Raw genomic sequence first — 17,202 nt, forward strand, 5'->3', positions numbered from 1 at the left:
ACCTAGTAACGAACGTAGTAACGATAGATCGCGCGATGGGCAGCGCAATTATTAGCTAGCTACCTATTCGAGTCCAGAGCAGATTATTGTTGGATCCGACAAACACTCTTGCGGTTTTGTGGCCCATAAAAAAACGCCAGCAAGCTGGCGTTTTTTTGCGTCACGGGCAAGTGTCAGCTGGCACGCGCCTGGTTACGCAGCGCCTTGACCTGGTCATGGTTGCGTTGCACGCCGTGGTACTGACGCTCAACCAGGTCACGGATACCGACCAGGTTGTGCTTGTTGATCTTCTCGATGGCTTCCTTGTAAGCCTTGAGTGCATGGTCTTCGCCGCGCTCGGCTTCGTTGAGGACCGCTTCTTCATCCTTGCCGGTAAACATCGCTTTCACGTCGACCCAACGACGGTGCAGGTCGCCAGCAACGCTGGTGGAAGTTTCCGGATCGCCGCCCAACGAACGCACAGCGGTTTGCAGCTCGGCTGCGGCAGTTGCGCAATCGGCTGCGCGTTTAACGAACAAGGCCTTGAGTTCTGGATGCTTGATGTCTTCAGCGCAGGTCTTGAATCCTTCCTGGCCATCCTTGCTGGTCTCGATCAGGTCGTTCAAGACAGAGATGGATTCTTTATTGATGTCAGTCATTTTTCAGTTCCTTTGCTTGGTGAATAAAAACCTGCAAGGAATATTGCATTGGCCGTGCCAGCCAAAAACAACAATAAAAATACTTTAAATTCAATAAGTTAAAAAATATCGAAAAATCTGTATCCGCGTTATTTGCATGATCTGTCATTTGGCCTGCATGCAGAATGCCTGTATTTTGCCGATGGTTCCTATCAAGACAAATCGCCATGAATCCGCAAAAGCTTGAACTGCTGGTGACGCGCCAGATGCCCTTCGGCAAATACAAGGGCCGAATCCTCGCCGACCTGCCGGGCCAGTACCTGAACTGGTTTGCCCGGGAGGGTTTTCCCCACGGAGAACTGGGCGCTTTGCTGGCATTGATGCAGGAGATCGACCACAACGGTCTGTCGGACCTGCTGGATCCGCTGCGCGCCAAACACGGCCTGCCCAAACCACGCCATTGACCGACTGAATCCGCCCATGCCCGAAAACACCCTGCGCGCCCATGATGAAGCTTTCTGGCAGACCTTCGTCGACCGCTACGACGTCGAGCCCGAGGGCCCGCTCAACCTGGAAAACGGCTACTTCGGGCGGATGTCGCGTACCGTGGTCGAGGAGTACCAGCGCAACATCGAATTCGTCAATCGCGGCAACTCGGTGTACGTACGTCAGCATTTCGACCGGGAACATGGCGAAGCGATTCGCCGCCAAGTGGCGCAACTGATTCACGTCCCCTCCTCTACCGTGGCGCTGGCCACCAGCGCAGTGGACGCCCTGCAGACGCTGATTCGCAATTACAACGGCCTCAAGCCTGGCGACCAGGTGCTGATAAGCGACGTCGAGTACGAGTCAGTCAAAAGCGCGATGCGCTGGCTGGCTCGCAAGCGAGGGGCGCAGATCATCGAGCTGGTGCACCCGCATCCCGCCAGTTTCGAAAGCCTGGTGGGCACCTATCGGGAAACCTTCATTCGTTACCCGCGCCTGAAGCTGATGGCGCTGACTTACGTCAACCACCTGACCGGCCTCGTCATGCCGGTCCGGGCGATTGCCGAGGCGGCACGGGAGTTCGATGTCGACATCATTCTCGACGGCGCCCACGCCTTGGGTCAGATCGAATTCAATCTGAAGAAACTGGGTATCCAGTTTGCCGGTTTCAACTTGCAGAAGTGGATGGGCGGCCCGCTGGCCCTGGGCTTTCTCTATATCGCTCCGGAGCGGCTGGCCGACATCGATCCGGACATGGACGAAGCCAATTACCCCGCCACCGATGTGCGCTCACGCACACCCCACAGCACGCCCAACATCCCTGCCCTGCTGACGCTGCCATTGGTCTTTGAAGAACACCGCACCCTGGGCGGCGCGTCAGCCAAAGGTGCGCGGCTCTGCTACCTGCGGGACCTGTGGGTGAACGCGGTACGTGATGTGCCCGGCATTGAAGTCATGACCCCGGACGATCGGCGGCTCTATTGCGGCATCACCTCGATGCGCTTCACCGCCCAGGCCGATCAGCAAGTCATGGCCGATCGGCTGCTCAAGGAATATGAAATCTTTACCGTGGTGCGCAAGACCAGCGTCGGCCCGTGCATCCGCATCACGCCTGGGTTGATTACCCTGGCGCGGGATATCGAGCGGTTGACCGAGGCGCTTATCCACCTGAGCAACACATAACCCGTGGCGAGGGAGCTGCAGTGAAATAACAGGCAAAAAAAAACGGTGCGCCGACCAAGCGCACCGTAAAGCCGTAGAACACCCAACGAAGTTCGGTAAGACAATCAGTCCAGCAGCGCCAGGGCCTCGGCGGTGCACTCCTGGATGCGGGCCCAGTCGCCGTTCTTGATCCACTCCGGATCCAGCATCCAGCTGCCGCCCACGCACATCACGTTTTTCAACGCCATGTAGCTCTTGATATTGGCCGGACTGACGCCGCCAGTCGGGCAGAATTTCACTTCGCCGAAGGGGCCGCCCAGGGCCTTGATGGCAGCCACGCCACCGCTGACTTCCGCCGGGAATAGCTTGAAGCGGCGATAGCCCAGCCCGTAGCCTTCCATGATGCCCGAGGCATTGCTGATCCCCGGCAACAACGGAATCGGGCTCTGGACGCTGGCTTCCAGCAAGTCGCGGGTGATACCCGGCGTCACGATGAATTGCGAACCGGCGGCCTCGGCGGCGGCCAGCATATGGCGATCGAGCACCGTGCCGGCGCCGGTCACCAGTTCCGGGCGCTGCTCGCGCAGCACCTGGATGGCCTTGAGGCCGTATTGCGAGCGCAAGGTCACTTCCAGCGCCGTCAGGCCACCGGCGGCCAGGGCATCGGCCAGCGGCAGGATGTCCTGTTCACGGGCAATGGTGATCACCGGCAAGATCCGCGCCTTGGCGCAGAGGCTGTCGATCAGCGTTACTTTGTCCGCCATGGAAACGGTCGGGGATGGGTTTGTCATAGCGGCTGATCCTTGGTTCATGGGCACCAGTAAATCTCTAACGTAGGTTGCAAAAACGCGCGGATCGGCATTTCGGCGACGTTGTCACCGGCCGTCGCGGCGTTCAGGGTGGTCAACTTCGATTGACCGGAAATCGACAGCACCTTGTGCCTGGCCGAGGCCAGCAACGCGCGGCTCATGGTCAGGCGCTGGTGCGGGACGGTTGGCGCGAGCATCGGCCAGCAACGGCGAGCGCCCTGTTCATCCAGGGCCTCGGCCAGGTTCGGGCTGTCGGGAAACAGCGAGGCGGTATGCCCGTCGTCACCCATGCCCAGCACCAGCACATCAATCGGCGGCAGCTCGGCCAACAGACGATCCGCCTGTTCGGCCGCGGCCTCCAGGTTGGCGCTGGCGCTGTACAGGCTCAGGAACTGCGCCTTGGCCGCCGCGCCCTGGAGCAGGTAACGCTTGAGCAGACCGGCATTGCTGTCGGCATGTTCAACCGGCACCCAGCGCTCATCGGCCAGGCTGACCACCACCTTTGACCAGTCCAGCGTCTGCTTGGACAGGTTCTGGAAAAATGCCACCGGGCTGCGACCGCCTGACACCACCAACGTCGCCGCACCGCGAGCGTCGATCGCCGCGCGCAACTGCTGCGCCACGTTCAGCGCGAGGTTTTCCGCCAGCAGCACCGGGCTCTTGAACTCAAGGGCCGTGACGCCCTCGGGCAGTTTCAATTCAGATATCGCCATACCATGACCTCCCATCCCGCGTGATCAGTGCGATGGAGCTCATCGGCCCCCATGACCCGGCGGCATACGGCTTGGGCGCATCGCCGGACTTCTTCCAGCCGGCAATCAGCTGGTCGCACCACGTCCACGCGGCTTCGATTTCATCTTTACGGACAAACAGGTTCTGATTGCCATTCATGACTTCCAGCAACAACCGCTCGTAGGCATCGGGAATCCGCGCGCTGCGATAGGTGTCGGAGAAGTTCAGTTGCAGCGGACCGCTGCGCAATTGCATGCCCTTGTCCAGGCCTTGCTCCTTGGTCATCACCCGCAAGGAAATGCCTTCGTCCGGTTGCAGGCGGATGATCAGTTTGTTGCTGATCTGCAAACGCTGCTCGGGGGCGAAGATGTAGTGGGACGGTTCCTTGAAGTGAATCACGATCTGCGACAGTTTCTGCGGCATGCGCTTGCCGGTACGCAGGTAGAACGGAACACCGGCCCAGCGCCAGTTGCGAATGTCGGCGCGCAGGGCGACGAACGTCTCGGTGTCGCTCTGGGTATTGGAATTGGGCTCTTCCAGGTAGCCGGGGACGGCCTTGCCTTCACTGTGGCCGGCGATGTACTGGCCGCGCACCACTTGTGTGGTCAAGCCTTCCGGGCTGATCGGTGCGAGGGCCTTGAGCACCTTGACCTTCTCGTCACGGATGCTGTCGGCCGACAGGTCGGCCGGCGGGTCCATGGCGATCAGGCACAGCAACTGGAGCAAGTGGTTCTGGATCATGTCGCGCAGTTGGCCGGCCTTGTCGAAATAGCCCCAGCGACCTTCGATGCCAACCTTCTCGGCCACGGTGATTTCCACGTGGGAGATGTAATTCTGGTTCCACTGGGTTTCGAACAGGCTGTTGGCGAACCGCAACGCGATCAGGTTCTGGACCGTTTCCTTGCCCAGGTAATGGTCGATGCGGTAGGTGCGGTTCTCCGGGAAGAACTGCGCCACGGCGTCGTTGACCTTGCGCGACGATTCCAGGTCCGAGCCGATGGGTTTTTCCAATACGACGCGGGTGTTCTCGCTCAAGCCGACTTTCGCCAGGTTCTCGCAGATCGCGCCGTAGACCGCCGCCGGGGTGGCGAAATAGGCGATGACTTGCTGCTGGGCCTGGCCGACCTGCTCGGCGAGCGCGACGTAATCGTCAGCCTTGAGAAAATCCACATGCAGATACGTCAGCCGCGCCAGGAAGCGCTCGATCACGGTTTCGTCGAGGTCTTTTTCGCCCACGTAGCGACGCAGCTCGGTCGCGATGAACGTCAGGTGCTGCTGTTCACTGCCGGGTTCGCGGGCCAGCGCGAAGATTCGCGTGTCCTCATGCAACAGGCCGGCACCGTCGAGCTGATAAAGGGCAGGAAACAGCTTGCGCAACGCCAGGTCGCCCAACGCGCCGAACAAGGCAAAGGTGCACGGTTCAACCGTAATCGAATGCATGATGTTTGTTCTTTTATCAAGTTAAACTACAAATACCTTTTTTCAAGGTATCACTCAAGGAAAAATGTAGTAATAACTACAACATTTTTCGAAAATACCGATTCCGAGTGGTGGTCCGTCGGAGCCATCAGTAGGATAGGCCACCGCCAAGGGTCGTATCAAAGACCCGTTTCTCTAGGAGTCTTGTATGGACCGCGTGCGAAATCTACTGGAGCAGATCCAGAGTCGCCTGGAAGACCTGAACAAGGCCGAGCGCAAGGTGGCCGAGGTGATCCTGCTCAATCCGCAGCAGGCGACCCGCTTCAGCATCGCCGCCCTCGCCCAGGCCGCTTCGGTCAGCGAACCGACCGTCAACCGCTTCTGCCGCTCGTTCGGCGTCAGCGGCTATCCGGAACTCAAGCTGCAACTGGCCCAGAGCCTGGCCAGCGGCGCGGCCTATGTCAGCCGTGCGGTCGAGGCCGATGACAATCCGGAAGCCTATACCCGCAAAATCTTTGGCAGTGCCATCGCCTCATTGGACAGCGCCTGCCAGGCCCTTGATCCAAATTTGATCAGTCGCGCCGTGGATCTGCTGATCCAGGCCCGCCAGATCCACTTCTTCGGCCTCGGCGCCTCGGCCCCGGTGGCGCTGGATGCCCAGCACAAGTTTTTCCGTTTCAACCTGGCGGTGACCGCCCATGCCGACGTGCTGATGCAGCGCATGATCGCCTCGGTGGCCCATACCGGCGAGCTGTTCGTGATCATCTCCTACACCGGGCGTACCCGCGAACTGGTGGAAGTGGCGCGCATCGCCCGGGAAAACGGCGCATCGGTGCTCGGCCTGACCGCCGAGGGCTCGCCGCTGGCCAAGGCGAGCACCTTGAGCCTGAACATCCCTTTGCCGGAAGACACCGACATCTACATGCCGATGACGTCGCGGATCATCCAGCTCACCGTGCTGGATGTGCTCGCCACCGGCATGACCCTGCGCCGCGGCGTGGATTTCCAACCGCATTTGCGCAAGATCAAGGAAAGCCTGAATGCCAGCCGGTATCCGGTTGGGGATGAGTTCAACTGATTCGATTCAAAATCTAGGCACCTGATATTCCGTCTTCGCGAGCAGGCTCGCTCCCACAGAGGTCTATGTGAACGTCAAAGATCTATTGTGGGAGCGAGCCTGCTCCGGGCGGCGATCCGACGAAGAGGCCGGCACTTTTGAATCAAGCCCCCACCCGCGCCTGCAAACTCAAATGCGCCCGCTCACCCGGCGCCAGGCACAAGCTCCCGGTACCGCCGCTGGCCGCTTCGACGCAGACAAACTCACTCACCTCATCCCAACTCACACCCAACAGCGGCCGTGCGCCGGGATGCCACACCACCGTATCGGCGCTGTCGCCGGTGTCGATGCGCAGCTCGCGTTGCCAGGCATGATCCTTTAGCTGCAATTCGCCCTCATGCTGGAACACTCGCTGGCAGCCACCCTGGACCCGCAACTCGCCCTCCTGCTGGCAAACCGCCCGGTTCAACTGGTCGTAACCCTGGGCGCCGTCGAGGCCAGACAGCGCTACCTCGCCAACGTCACCAATGCGCCAATAGGCGTGCAAGGCCTGGCTCAACTGGCAGGGCAGGCTGTCCTGATGCTCGGTGCTCAAGCGCAGTTCCATGCGCTCACCCAGGTCGGCATGCAGGTCCACCTGCCAGTCACACAATTGCAATTGCCAATGCAGGTGAACGCCCTCTTCGTCGCTGCTGCTGTCGAGCAATTTCCAATCGATCAATCGCGCCCAACCATGGGAGGGCCAGGCGTTTTCGCTTGGATGACGGCCATACCATGGCCAACACACCGGCACCCCGCCGCGAATCGCCCCGACTTGCGGCCACCTGGCTGCGCACCACAACCACGGCTTCTGCCCGCGCGGCTGGAAGTGCAGCAACTGCGCGCCCTGGCGACTGAACACCGCCTGGCACAACGGGTGGTCGATCACCAACACATCGCGCTGCTGATAGCGCTCCCACGCAAACACCGGACGCTCGCGCAAGGATCTGAAAAAGCGTTGTAGCGGATGCTCATGCATGATGGGTCGCGGTCCTGGAAATCATTCGATATTCAACTGCGTACGACGCTTTTTTTGTGGCGAGGGAGCTTGCTCCCGCTCGGCTGCGAAGCAGCCGTAGACGAGGCAAATACGGTCCGGCTGAAGCACCGAGCTGAATGGCTTAAGGGTCGCTGCGCAACCCAGCGGGAGCAAGCTCCCTCGCCACAGGCCCTACGCGCGACCAAACGCCCCCCGCAAAAAAAAGCGGACAGCCTTGGCCGTCCGCAAATATGCGCACATAGAGAGGAGCTTATCGCAACAGCGTTAGAACACCGACTGAATTTTCAGGCCGGCCACCAGCGCGTTGTCGACTTCATCGACACCACCCGGGTGAGTGACGTATTGCAGGTTCGGACGCACGGTCAGCCAGTTGGTGACATGGAAGCCGTAGTTGATTTCGTAGTTGTACTCGGTGCTACGCAGCGGCGCGAACAGTGGATCGTCGTAGTCGCTGACGCCATTGGCGGCGTTGGTCAGCTCGGCGTTTTTCTTGACGTCCTCGTTGACATGGATACGGGCGAAACCGATACCAACGTCGTCCTTCGGACGCGCATCGAACGGCCCCTTGTACACGAACATCAGCGACTGATAGTTGTCGACGACGTTGGTGTCCTTGTCGTGGACGGTAGCGTTGGCCGCGATGTTCAGGCCTCGCGAAGCATCGCCATTGTGAGTGGTGAGCTGCTGCTGCACGACGAGCCAGTAGCCGTGTTTGCTGCTGTGGCTGCGATAGGCGTTGCCAGTGGTCGCGGCGTCATCGCCGTTGATGTCTTCGCGAACATCGTCAGCCTTGGCCGTGCTCTTGTAGTAACCGACGCGGTATTCGCCCGGCAGGTTATTGAGCTTCGGCGACCAGACCAATTCGACCGGAATCAGGGTGCCCTTGGTGCCGCTGCCGCTGAGCTTGTAGCGGTTGTTGTTTTCCAGTTGCGAAGGGTTCTGGTTGTAGGCACCGATCTGCGCATAGAGCTCAGGGGTAAGGTTGTATTTAACCCGGATCGCCGCCTGCATGATCGGCCAGTTGTACCAGATGCCAGTTGCCCAGTTACCTGCTTGCGAACCGCAGAACGCCAGGTTCTGGAACTCGCACGGGAAGGTGTTGAAGTCTTCGCCTTCACCGAAGTAACCGGCTTTGACATCCAGCTTGCTGTCGAAGTACTTCTGCTTGATCCACAACTGGGTCAGACGGGTCGTCTGCCCACGGCCCCAGACTTCCTGGGAGGAACTGAGAGTCCCGGCACGTGGATCACCGATACGATCGTTGGAGATGTTACGACCATCCCGGCGAGTGAATTGAATCTTGGCTTCCGTATCGTTCCAGCCTGCCAGTTTTTCCAGGTCAAGAGCTACGCCCAGGCCGAATTGACCAGACCAACGCGCAGTCTTGTCGTCGTTGTAGCCACCGTCGAGGTTGGCGCCCATTTCGCCGACGTAGTCAGCCTTGATATCGATACCTTGCTCGATCAGCTTGGTCCGTTCACCGCCCCAGTCGCCCGTCATCCACTTCGAGTCGGCGCTGAACGCGTCGGCTGCGTGTGCGCTACCGGCCAGCATCATCGCCGCAACGGCTGACAACTGGCAGATAAGCTGGGCATTGTTCTTCTTCTTCATCCCTACATCCTCGTCTTTATTGTTATTAACTGTTTTTATCTAACGCGGTTTACAACGATTGCGATGAATGTCCCCATCCATCGCATACTCCTTTTGTACATCTGTTCATCATCGGCCTTTGAACTGCGCCACATTGGCGGCTCGGGCCTCCACCGATGGTTGCGCGGCCACGCCCAGGCGCTCGCCGGACTTGGCGTCGAACAGCAGCACTTTCGATGGATCGAATTGCAATGTCAGGGTCTCTCCCGGCGACGGCGCCACGTCCGGCGCCAGACGGCAGCAGACCTTGGTGTCGTTGAGATTGACGAACACCAGGGTGTCCGGACCGGTAGGCTCGGTGACCTGGACTTCGGCGCGGATGGTCGGCAGGCCGTTCGGCTCGTTACCCGCCAGCACGATCTGTTCCGGACGCAGGCCAAGGATCACTTCGCGGTCCTCCAGGCCGGCGTCCTGCATGCCCAATGGCAACTCGCAACGGGCCTGGCCGCTGTCGAGCAGGGCCAGCAGGCGACCGTCCTTGCGTTGCAGGCGCAGCGGGATGAAGTTCATCGGCGGCGAACCGATGAAGCTCGCCACGAACAGGTTGGCCGGGTTGTTGTAGATGTCCTTCGGCGTGCCGAACTGCTGGATGATCCCGTCCTTCATCACCGCGACTTTATCGCCCAGGGTCATGGCCTCGATCTGGTCGTGGGTCACGTAGACCGTGGTGGTCTTCAGGCGCTGGTGCATCAGTTTCATTTCGGTGCGCATCTCGACGCGCAGCTTGGCGTCGAGGTTGGACAGCGGCTCGTCGAACAGGTAGATCTTCGGCCGTCGCGCCAGGGCCCGGCCCATCGCGACGCGCTGTTGCTGCCCGCCAGAGAGCTGGCCGGGCTTGCGGTTGAGCAAGTGCTCGATCTGCAACAGCTTGGCCACCCGCGCCACTTCTTCGTTGATGTCCGCCTGTTTCATCTTGCGGATCTTCAGGCCGAACTCGATGTTCTCGCGCACGCTCATGGTCGGGTACAGCGCGTAGGACTGGAACACCATGGCGATGTCGCGATCCTTGGGGCTCATGCCGCTGACGTCCTGGTCGCCGATCATGATCGCGCCACCGGTGATGGTCTCGAGGCCGGCGATGCAGTTCATCAGGGTCGATTTGCCGCAGCCCGAAGGACCGACCAGGATCAGGAATTCACCTTCCTTGATCGACAGCTGGATGTCTTTCAAGGTGTCGGGCAGGCCCGCGCCGTAGGTCTTGTTTACATTGCGAAGTTCAAGCGTAGCCATGATTACCCCTTGACCGCGCCAGCCGTGAGGCCGCGCACGAAATACTTGCCTGCGATCACATAGACCAGCAGGGTCGGCAGCCCGGCGATCATCGCCGCCGCCATGTCCACGTTATATTCCTTGGCCCCGGTGCTGGTGTTGACCAGGTTGTTCAGCGCCACCGTGATGGGCTGGGAGTCGCCGCTGGAGAACACCACGCCAAAGAGGAAGTCGTTCCAGATCTGGGTGAACTGCCAGATCAGGCAGACCATGATGATCGGCGTCGACATCGGCAGGATGATCCGCCGGAAGATCGTGAAGAACCCGGCACCGTCGAGGCGCGCGGCCTTCACCAGCGCGTCGGGGATGCTCACGTAGTAATTGCGGAAGAACAGCGTGGTGAACGCCAGGCCGTAGACGACATGGACAAACACCAGGCCGGTGGTGGTACTGGCCAGGCCCATCTTGCCGAGAGTGAACGAGGCCGGCAGCAGCACGGTCTGGAACGGCAGGAAGCAGCCGAACAGCAACAAACCGAAGAACAACTGCGACCCACGGAAGCGCCACATCGACAGCACATAGCCGTTCAACGCGCCGATGGCGGTGGAAATCAGGACGGCCGGCACGGTGATCTTGATCGAGTTCCAGAAGTATCCGTTGACCGTACCCCAGGCCTTGACCCAGCCGATGCCGCTGACCACGGTCGGCCAGCTCAACAGGTTACCGGTACTGATGTCTTCCGGCGTCTTGAAGCTGGTCAATAGCATGACCACCAACGGCACCAGGTAAAGCAACACGGCAAGGATCAGCACCGCATAGATCGCGATACGGCTGAGGCTGATGGCGGGTTTCGCAGCGAGACTAGTCATGACGCTTGGCCCTCAGCTCGGAATACAGGTAAGGCACGATGATCGCGAGGATCGCACCGAGCATCAGGATTGCACTGGCCGAGCCCATGCCCATCTGGCCGCGACTGAACGTAAAGGAGTACATGAACATGGCAGGCAGGTCGGAGGAGTAACCCGGACCACCAGCTGTCATCGCCGCCACCAGGTCGAAACTCTTGATCGCGATATGCGCGAGGATCATCACGGCACTGAAGAACACCGGACGCAGGCTTGGCAGCACCACTTTCCAGTAGATGCGCGGCATGCTCGCGCCATCGATCTGCGCGGCACGGATGATCGATTGATCAACGCCCCGCAGGCCGGCCAGGAACATCGCCATGATGAAACCCGAGGCTTGCCAGACCGCAGCGATCACCAGGCAGTACACCACGCGATCGGGGTCGATCAGCCAGTCCAGGCGGAAGCCTTCCCAGCCCCAGTCGCGCAACAATTTATCCAGGCCCATGCCCGGGTTGAGCAGCCATTTCCAGGCGGTACCGGTGACAATCATCGAGAGTGCCATCGGGTACAGGTAAATGGTGCGGATGAACCCTTCGCGGCGAATACGCTGGTCCAGGAACACCGCCAGCAGCACGCCGATCACCAGGGTGATACCAATGAACATGCCACCAAAGACTGCCAGGTTCTTGCTCGCCACCCACCAGCGGTCGTTGTCCCACAGCCGTGCGTATTGCGCCAGGCCGGCCCATTTATAAGTAGGCAGGAAGGTCGACGTGGTGAACGACAGGACGAACGTCCACAAGATGTAGCCATAGAAGCCCACCAGGACGATGAACATGCTCGGCGCCAGCACCAGTTTTGGTAGCCAGCGCTGCAACGCATCGAACGGCGAGGCCTTGCTGAACACAGCAACAGAACTCATGGGGAAATCCAAAAACTAGGTTACAAGGGCCTCCCCCCTGTGGGAGCGAGCTTGCTCGCGATGGCATTGTGTCAGTTCACTCATTGCTGCCTGACACTCCGCTATCGCGAGCAAGCTCGCTCCCACAAAGGGACCGCGGCGCTAATTACTTCGCAGACTGAACCGCTGCGCCCAATTTCTTGGCGGCATCGGCCGGGTCGGCTTTCGGGTCGTTGATGTAGTTGGTCACGACATCGAAGAACGCGCCCTGCACCGCCAGCGTGGTCGCCATGTTGTGCGCCATGCTTGGTTGCAGGCCGCCGTTCTTGGCGTCTTCAAGGAAGTCCTTGGCGGCGGTCTGGGCGCACGAGTCGAAACCGTACTTGGCCATGTCGCCCAGCATGTCGTTACGCACCGGGATCGAGCCCTTGTTGATGCTGAAGACTTTCTGGAAGTTCTCGCCCAGCACGACCTTGGCGATATCCTGCTGACCCGCCGCCGTGCCCTTGTCTTTCTGCTTGAACACCGCCAAAGAGTCGATGTTGTAGGTGAAGGCCTTGTCGGTGCCCGGGAAGGCTACGCACTCGTAGTCCTTGCCGGCGACTTTCTTGGCCGCGGTCCACTCGCTCTTGGCCCAGTCACCCATGATCTGCATGCCGGCCTTGCCATTGATGACCTTGGCTGCTTCCAGGTTCCAGTCCTGGCCCTTGCCATCGGGATCCATGTAGGTCGCGACCTTTTTCAGCTCGGTCAGCGCCTTGACCATTTCCGGGCCGGTCAGCGCCTTGTTGTCCAGGTCGACCAGGGCTTTCTTGTAACCGTCGGCACCCATCACCGAAAGCACCACGGCTTCGAACACGGTGCTGTCCTGCCATGGCTGGCCACCGTGGGCCAGGGGAATGAAACCCGCGGCCTTGAGCTTGTCGGCGGCGGCATAAAATTCTTCGAGGGTGGTCGGGTTCTTGGTGATGCCGGCTTTCTTGAAGACTTCCGGGTTGATCCACAGCCAGTTGACGCGGTGGATGTTCACCGGCACGGCAACGTAGTCACCTTCGTACTTCACGGTGTCGGAGACTTTCTTGTCGAGCAGGCTGTCCCACTTCTCCGCTTTGGCGACGTCTTCCAGGATGTCGGTATCAAGCAGGCCGGTGGATGCCCATTCCTGGATGTCCGGACCTTTGATCTGGGCTACGCCCGGTGGGTTGCCGGCTACGGCGCGGCTCTTGAGCACGGTCATGGCGGTGGAACCGCCGCCGCCGGCGACAGCGCCGTCCTTCCAGGTAAAGCCGTCTTTTTCTACCTGGGCCTTGAGCACATCGACCGCGGCTTTTTCACCACCCGACGTCCACCAGTGGACGACTTCCACGGAACCTTTCGATTCGGCGGCCAGGGCGCTGACGGGGAATGCTGCGACGGGAAGCAAGGAAGCAAGAGAAATGACAGTAGCGAGGCGAGAAATCGCATTCATCTAGAAGTACCTTTCTTGTTGTTATGCATGCAAGTCTGGTGCTTGCGCTGCATGGATTCTAATCAGGGGCAATCCCTTCGCAGGTAACGAAGGGACGCGTGTATGTCACGACATGGTTACACAGGTGCAGGATCGGATAATCGCGCCAGGGCCGACGCCATGCTCGGCGCCAATGGCAGGCGTGGTATCAGCACCGCTTGCCAGGCGTGATAAAGGTCCGGTTTGCCCGGCCAGATGTCGGCGCTGGGGCGGTTCTGCGGGTCCAGCTCGTGATGCCAGCTGCCGTTGCAGCGGTCGATGAAATGTTTGTCACAAAACTCCCAGAAGCGCCGGTACCAGACTTCGTATTGCGCCTCGTCGGTACGTTTGAGCAAGGCACTGGCCGCCGCTGCCGCTTCGGCGTGCACCCAGTGCAGGCGATGGCGAACCACGGCGCGATTGTCCCAGTCCAGCGTGTAGACGATGCCGGGCGCACCATCGATGCCCCAGCCATGGCGGCAATTCTGATCGAAAAGTTTCTGCGCATCCTGGGCCAGCCAGCCCGGCGTCAGCATGCCGATCTGCACGCGCGCGGCTTCCAGATGCAGCAGCAGCCGCGCCCATTCGAAACCATGACCGGGCGTGGTGCCGTAGGGGCGGAAGCCATCGGCGGGATTGTCCTGGTTGTACTCGCGCAGCGGTTGCCAGTCGCGGTCGAAATGCTCCACCACCATGTAATCGTTGGCGGCCGCATGACCATGGATGACCCGCTCGACGATACGCAGCGCGCGGGCCAGCCAGTGCGGGTCGTCCGTGGCGTCGGCCAGGGCGAGGAAGGCTTCGGTGGCGTGCATGTTGCTGTTGGCGCCGCGATAGGCTTCCTCCTCGCTCCAGTCGCGGTTGAAGGACTCGCGCAGGGCGCCCTCTTCTTCACACCAGAAATGCTCGTCGATGACCCGCACCGCTTCCTTGAGCAATGCCTCGGCGCCGGGGCGTTGGGCGACTACCGCTGAGCTGGCGGCCAAGGCCACGAAAGCATGCAGGTAAGCGGCCTTGCCGGTGTCGCTGGCAGCGGGATCGGCCATGGCGAACCAGCCGCCATGTTCGGCGTCGCGCAGCGGGCCGCCGAGGGCCTGGATGCCATGATCCACCAGTTCGGCGAACCCCGGCAGACCCTGGATGTGGGCCATGGCGAAGCTGTGGGTCATGCGTGCGGTGTTCATGGTCTCGGCCCGCGCATCGGCCGGCAGGCGACCCACCTCGTCGAGGTTGCCGAAACCGTCCGGCAGCTTCGAAGCCTTGGCGAACGCCAGCAGCCGCAAACCTTCGGCGGCGAGCCATTGCTGATGGGCAGGCGCATTCAGCCAACTGCTGAACGCCGGTTGGAAGGTGTCCATCGAGGTACCTTTTTTGTTGTTTTGACGCAGGGAGTCTAAACAAGGCGGGATGGGCGACAGGTAACGAAAGGGGCGAGTTATGTCACCGGATTGTGACATTCAGCTGAGAGAAGTATCGAGACGACTGACGCCATCGCGAGCAAGCTCGCTCCCACATTGGATCTTCGGCGTTCACAAATCCCCTGTGGGAGCGAGCTTGCTCGCGATGAACGATAACGCGGTCTAATCAATCCACACTGCGAGGCAACTGCAACGTCACCCGCAACCCGCCCTCGCGCAGGTTCTGCAGGCTCACCTCGCCGCCATGGCTGTGGGCAATGTTGCGCGCGATGCCCAACCCCAGGCCATATCCCTGCTGCTGCCCGGCCAGGCGAAAGTGCGGTTCGAAGACCTGTTCGAGGCGTTGTTCCGGTACGCCCGGGCCTTCATCGTCAACGTGGAGGATGAAGGCGTTTTCATCATCATCGATGTGCAAGTGGGCCCTCTGCCCGTATTTCAAGGCGTTATCGATCAGGTTGCCGATGCAGCGCTTGAGGGCCAGCGGTTTGCCCGGGTACGGCGCCAACGCCCGGCCATCCTGGGTCACCCGGCCGTTGCCGTGGGGCGCCAGGTAAGGTTCCACCAGGCAATCGAGCACATGATTGAGGTCCACCGGCTCGATGTTCTCGTGGATATCGGTGTCCTTGACGCATTGCAGCGCGCCTTTGACCAGCAGCTCCAGCTCGTCGAGGTCGCGGCCGAACTTGGCCTGGAGATTTTCATCCTCCAGCAACTCGACCCGCAGCCGCAGGCGGGTGATCGGCGTGCGCAGGTCGTGGGAAATCGCGCTGAACAACTGGCTGCGCTCGGTCAGGTAGCGGCTGATACGCTCGCGCATGGCATTGAACGCGCGCCCCACCTCGACCACTTCGCTGCCACCGCCCTCGGCCACGGGCTCCACTTCAGCGCCCAGGGACATGTCCCGCGCGGCCCGGGCCAAGCGCTTGAGCGGCCGGCTCTGCCAATGCACGAGCAAGCCGATGAACAACAGCAACAGGCTACTGGTGAGCACGATGAAGCCCACCTGCTGCTTGGGCAGGTCCTGCTCTTCAAGACTGGTATAGGGTTCGGGCAGCAGCGAGGCGATGTACAGCCATTCGCCCGGCGCCATCTGGATCTGCGTGACCAGTACCGGCGGGTTCACCGGCTCCAGCGTCAAGGCGTAGTGAGCCCACGAACGGGGCAATTCATCAAGCTTGAGCCCGCCGTTGAAGATCCGCAGGTCCTCGGGGCTGACAAACTTGACGGAGATGTCGGCGTTATTGCCCAGGGAGCGGCGCAGCACATCGTCCACGGCCTTGAGCACCGCCAGTTTGCGCGGCGTGACCGGCAGCACATCCATGCCCAGCGGCTTGTCATTGAGCGTAACGACAAACCGCGTGCCGCCCATGCTGCGCAATTGGTCCAGCACCAACGGCCGATAGGCCACCGGCAGCGAACGCAGGTAGGTCACGGTGGCGGTCATCGAGTGAGCCAGGCTGCGGGCGCTGGTGACCAGGCCTTCGAGCTGCGTGGCGCGCAGTTGCGAAACCCAGATCAGGCTGGACAGCGTCTGGGCGAACAGCACCACCAGCAGCGTCAGCAGCAGCATCCGTCCGAGCAACGAGCGCGGCACGGGCACCCGTCGGGCAATCTTGCGGATTCCCTCAATGACCATTGCTGGCAACCACACTGGCCGCCAGTTGATAACCGCTGCCGCGCACCGTGCGGATCAATCGCGGCGGTTTGTCGGTATCGCGCAGGCGCTGGCGCAAGCGACTCACCGCCATGTCGACGATCCGGTCCAGCGGCATCAATTCACGCCCCCGGGTGGCGTTGCCGATGGTGTCGCGGTCGAGGATTTCCTGTGGATGATCGAGGAACAGCTTGAGCAAGGCAAAATCGGCACCCGACAGGATCACCTCTTCGCCATCGGCATGGAACAGCCGGTGGCTGACCATGTCCAGCCGCCACTCATCGAAGGCCAGCACTTCGCCGCCGGATCGCTCCTGGCCGAACTGCGCCCGTCGCAGCAAGGCCTTGATGCGCGCCTGCAATTCGCGAGGACTGAACGGCTTGCCCAGGTAATCATCCGCCCCCAGCTCCAGGCCGATGACCCGATCGGCCTCGTCGGAACTGGCGGTGAGCATGATGATCGGCACATGGGCCTGGCGCGGATGCTGGCGAACCCAGCGGCAAAGGCTGAAGCCGTCCTCATCGGGCAGCATCACGTCGAGAATCACCAGGTCGCTCGGGGCCTCGTTCAAGGCCTGGCGAAACCCGGCGCCATCGGGGGTGGTACGCACCTGGAAACCCGCGCGACTGAGGTAAGTGTCCAGCAGTTCGCGAATCTCCTGGTCGTCGTCGACCAGCAAAATCGATTTGTTCACTGAACTCACGGGGCCTCGTCCT

The 17,202-nt window shown here is 60.8% G+C and carries 16 protein-coding genes; 3 read left to right on the top strand and 13 right to left on the bottom strand.

Features of this window, described 5'->3' with window-relative positions; genetic code table 11:
• Positions 1–173: 173 nt before the first annotated feature.
• Entirely contained in the window at positions 174–638 is a 465-nt protein-coding gene (locus PSH78_RS20215) for a PA2169 family four-helix-bundle protein (RefSeq protein ID WP_305496319.1), read from the bottom strand.
• 206 nt (positions 639–844) lie between these two features.
• On the opposite strand from PSH78_RS20215, the gene PSH78_RS20220 reads away from it, so the two are divergent.
• A complete protein-coding gene (locus PSH78_RS20220) occupies positions 845–1,081 on the top strand; it encodes a DUF3820 family protein (RefSeq protein ID WP_305496320.1) in 237 nt (78 codons plus the stop codon).
• A gap of 16 nt (positions 1,082–1,097) precedes the next feature.
• Positions 1,098–2,285, top strand: a complete 1,188-nt coding sequence (locus tag PSH78_RS20225) for an aminotransferase class V-fold PLP-dependent enzyme (RefSeq protein WP_305496321.1) — start codon at positions 1,098–1,100, stop codon at positions 2,283–2,285.
• A 104-nt stretch (positions 2,286–2,389) separates the two neighbouring features.
• On the opposite strand, the gene PSH78_RS20230 is transcribed toward PSH78_RS20225, so the two are convergent.
• The 3 genes from PSH78_RS20230 to zwf are packed head-to-tail and all read right to left on the bottom strand — an operon-like array spanning position 2,390 to position 5,245.
• A complete protein-coding gene (locus tag PSH78_RS20230) occupies positions 2,390–3,055 on the bottom strand; it encodes a bifunctional 4-hydroxy-2-oxoglutarate aldolase/2-dehydro-3-deoxy-phosphogluconate aldolase (RefSeq protein WP_283556083.1) in 666 nt (221 codons plus the stop codon).
• A 17-nt stretch (positions 3,056–3,072) separates the two neighbouring features.
• Positions 3,073–3,786, bottom strand: coding sequence for a 6-phosphogluconolactonase (pgl, locus tag PSH78_RS20235; RefSeq protein ID WP_305496322.1), 714 nt, complete (start codon positions 3,784–3,786; stop codon positions 3,073–3,075).
• Positions 3,773–5,245: a glucose-6-phosphate dehydrogenase gene (gene zwf / locus PSH78_RS20240; RefSeq protein ID WP_305496323.1), complete on the bottom strand. Its 1,473-nt coding sequence runs from the start codon at positions 5,243–5,245 to the stop codon at positions 3,773–3,775. The genes pgl and zwf overlap by 14 nt, the downstream gene beginning before the upstream one ends.
• A gap of 196 nt (positions 5,246–5,441) precedes the next feature.
• Here zwf and PSH78_RS20245 point away from each other — a divergent pair, with 196 nt between their 5' ends.
• Positions 5,442–6,302 (top strand): MurR/RpiR family transcriptional regulator, encoded by an 861-nt coding sequence (locus PSH78_RS20245; RefSeq protein WP_171061416.1) that lies wholly within the window; start codon positions 5,442–5,444, stop codon positions 6,300–6,302.
• A 142-nt stretch (positions 6,303–6,444) separates the two neighbouring features.
• Here PSH78_RS20245 and PSH78_RS20250 read toward each other — a convergent pair whose 3' ends face one another.
• From PSH78_RS20250 to PSH78_RS20290, 9 genes are all read right to left on the bottom strand, one after another.
• Positions 6,445–7,299 carry a D-hexose-6-phosphate mutarotase gene (locus PSH78_RS20250; RefSeq protein ID WP_305496324.1) on the bottom strand — a complete coding sequence of 285 codons (855 nt, stop codon included), beginning with the start codon at positions 7,297–7,299 and terminating at the stop codon, positions 6,445–6,447.
• Positions 7,300–7,584: 285 nt separating this feature from the next.
• Positions 7,585–8,931: a carbohydrate porin gene (locus PSH78_RS20255; RefSeq protein ID WP_305496325.1), complete on the bottom strand. Its 1,347-nt coding sequence runs from the start codon at positions 8,929–8,931 to the stop codon at positions 7,585–7,587.
• Between the two features lie 108 nt (positions 8,932–9,039).
• Entirely contained in the window at positions 9,040–10,200 is a 1,161-nt protein-coding gene (locus PSH78_RS20260; RefSeq protein ID WP_305496326.1) for an ABC transporter ATP-binding protein, read from the bottom strand.
• 2 nt (positions 10,201–10,202) lie between these two features.
• Complete coding sequence (locus PSH78_RS20265; protein ID WP_305496327.1) at positions 10,203–11,048, bottom strand: carbohydrate ABC transporter permease; 846 nt, start codon at positions 11,046–11,048, stop codon at positions 10,203–10,205.
• Positions 11,041–11,949, bottom strand: a complete 909-nt coding sequence (locus tag PSH78_RS20270; RefSeq protein ID WP_030139360.1) for a carbohydrate ABC transporter permease — start codon at positions 11,947–11,949, stop codon at positions 11,041–11,043. The genes PSH78_RS20265 and PSH78_RS20270 overlap by 8 nt, the downstream gene beginning before the upstream one ends.
• Before the next feature lie 145 nt (positions 11,950–12,094).
• A complete protein-coding gene (locus PSH78_RS20275; RefSeq protein WP_305496328.1) occupies positions 12,095–13,396 on the bottom strand; it encodes an ABC transporter substrate-binding protein in 1,302 nt (433 codons plus the stop codon).
• 116 nt (positions 13,397–13,512) lie between these two features.
• Entirely contained in the window at positions 13,513–14,772 is a 1,260-nt protein-coding gene (locus PSH78_RS20280; RefSeq protein ID WP_305496329.1) for an AGE family epimerase/isomerase, read from the bottom strand.
• Between the two features lie 226 nt (positions 14,773–14,998).
• On the bottom strand, positions 14,999–16,468 hold the full coding sequence (locus tag PSH78_RS20285) for an ATP-binding protein (RefSeq protein WP_305496330.1): 1,470 nt from the start codon (positions 16,466–16,468) through the stop codon (positions 14,999–15,001).
• Complete coding sequence (locus PSH78_RS20290; RefSeq protein WP_042730801.1) at positions 16,458–17,189, bottom strand: response regulator; 732 nt, start codon at positions 17,187–17,189, stop codon at positions 16,458–16,460. The genes PSH78_RS20285 and PSH78_RS20290 overlap by 11 nt, the downstream gene beginning before the upstream one ends.
• Between the last annotated feature and the right edge of the window lie 13 nt (positions 17,190–17,202).

Source organism: Pseudomonas sp. FP198, from assembly GCF_030687895.1.
GTDB lineage: Bacteria > Pseudomonadota > Gammaproteobacteria > Pseudomonadales > Pseudomonadaceae > Aquipseudomonas.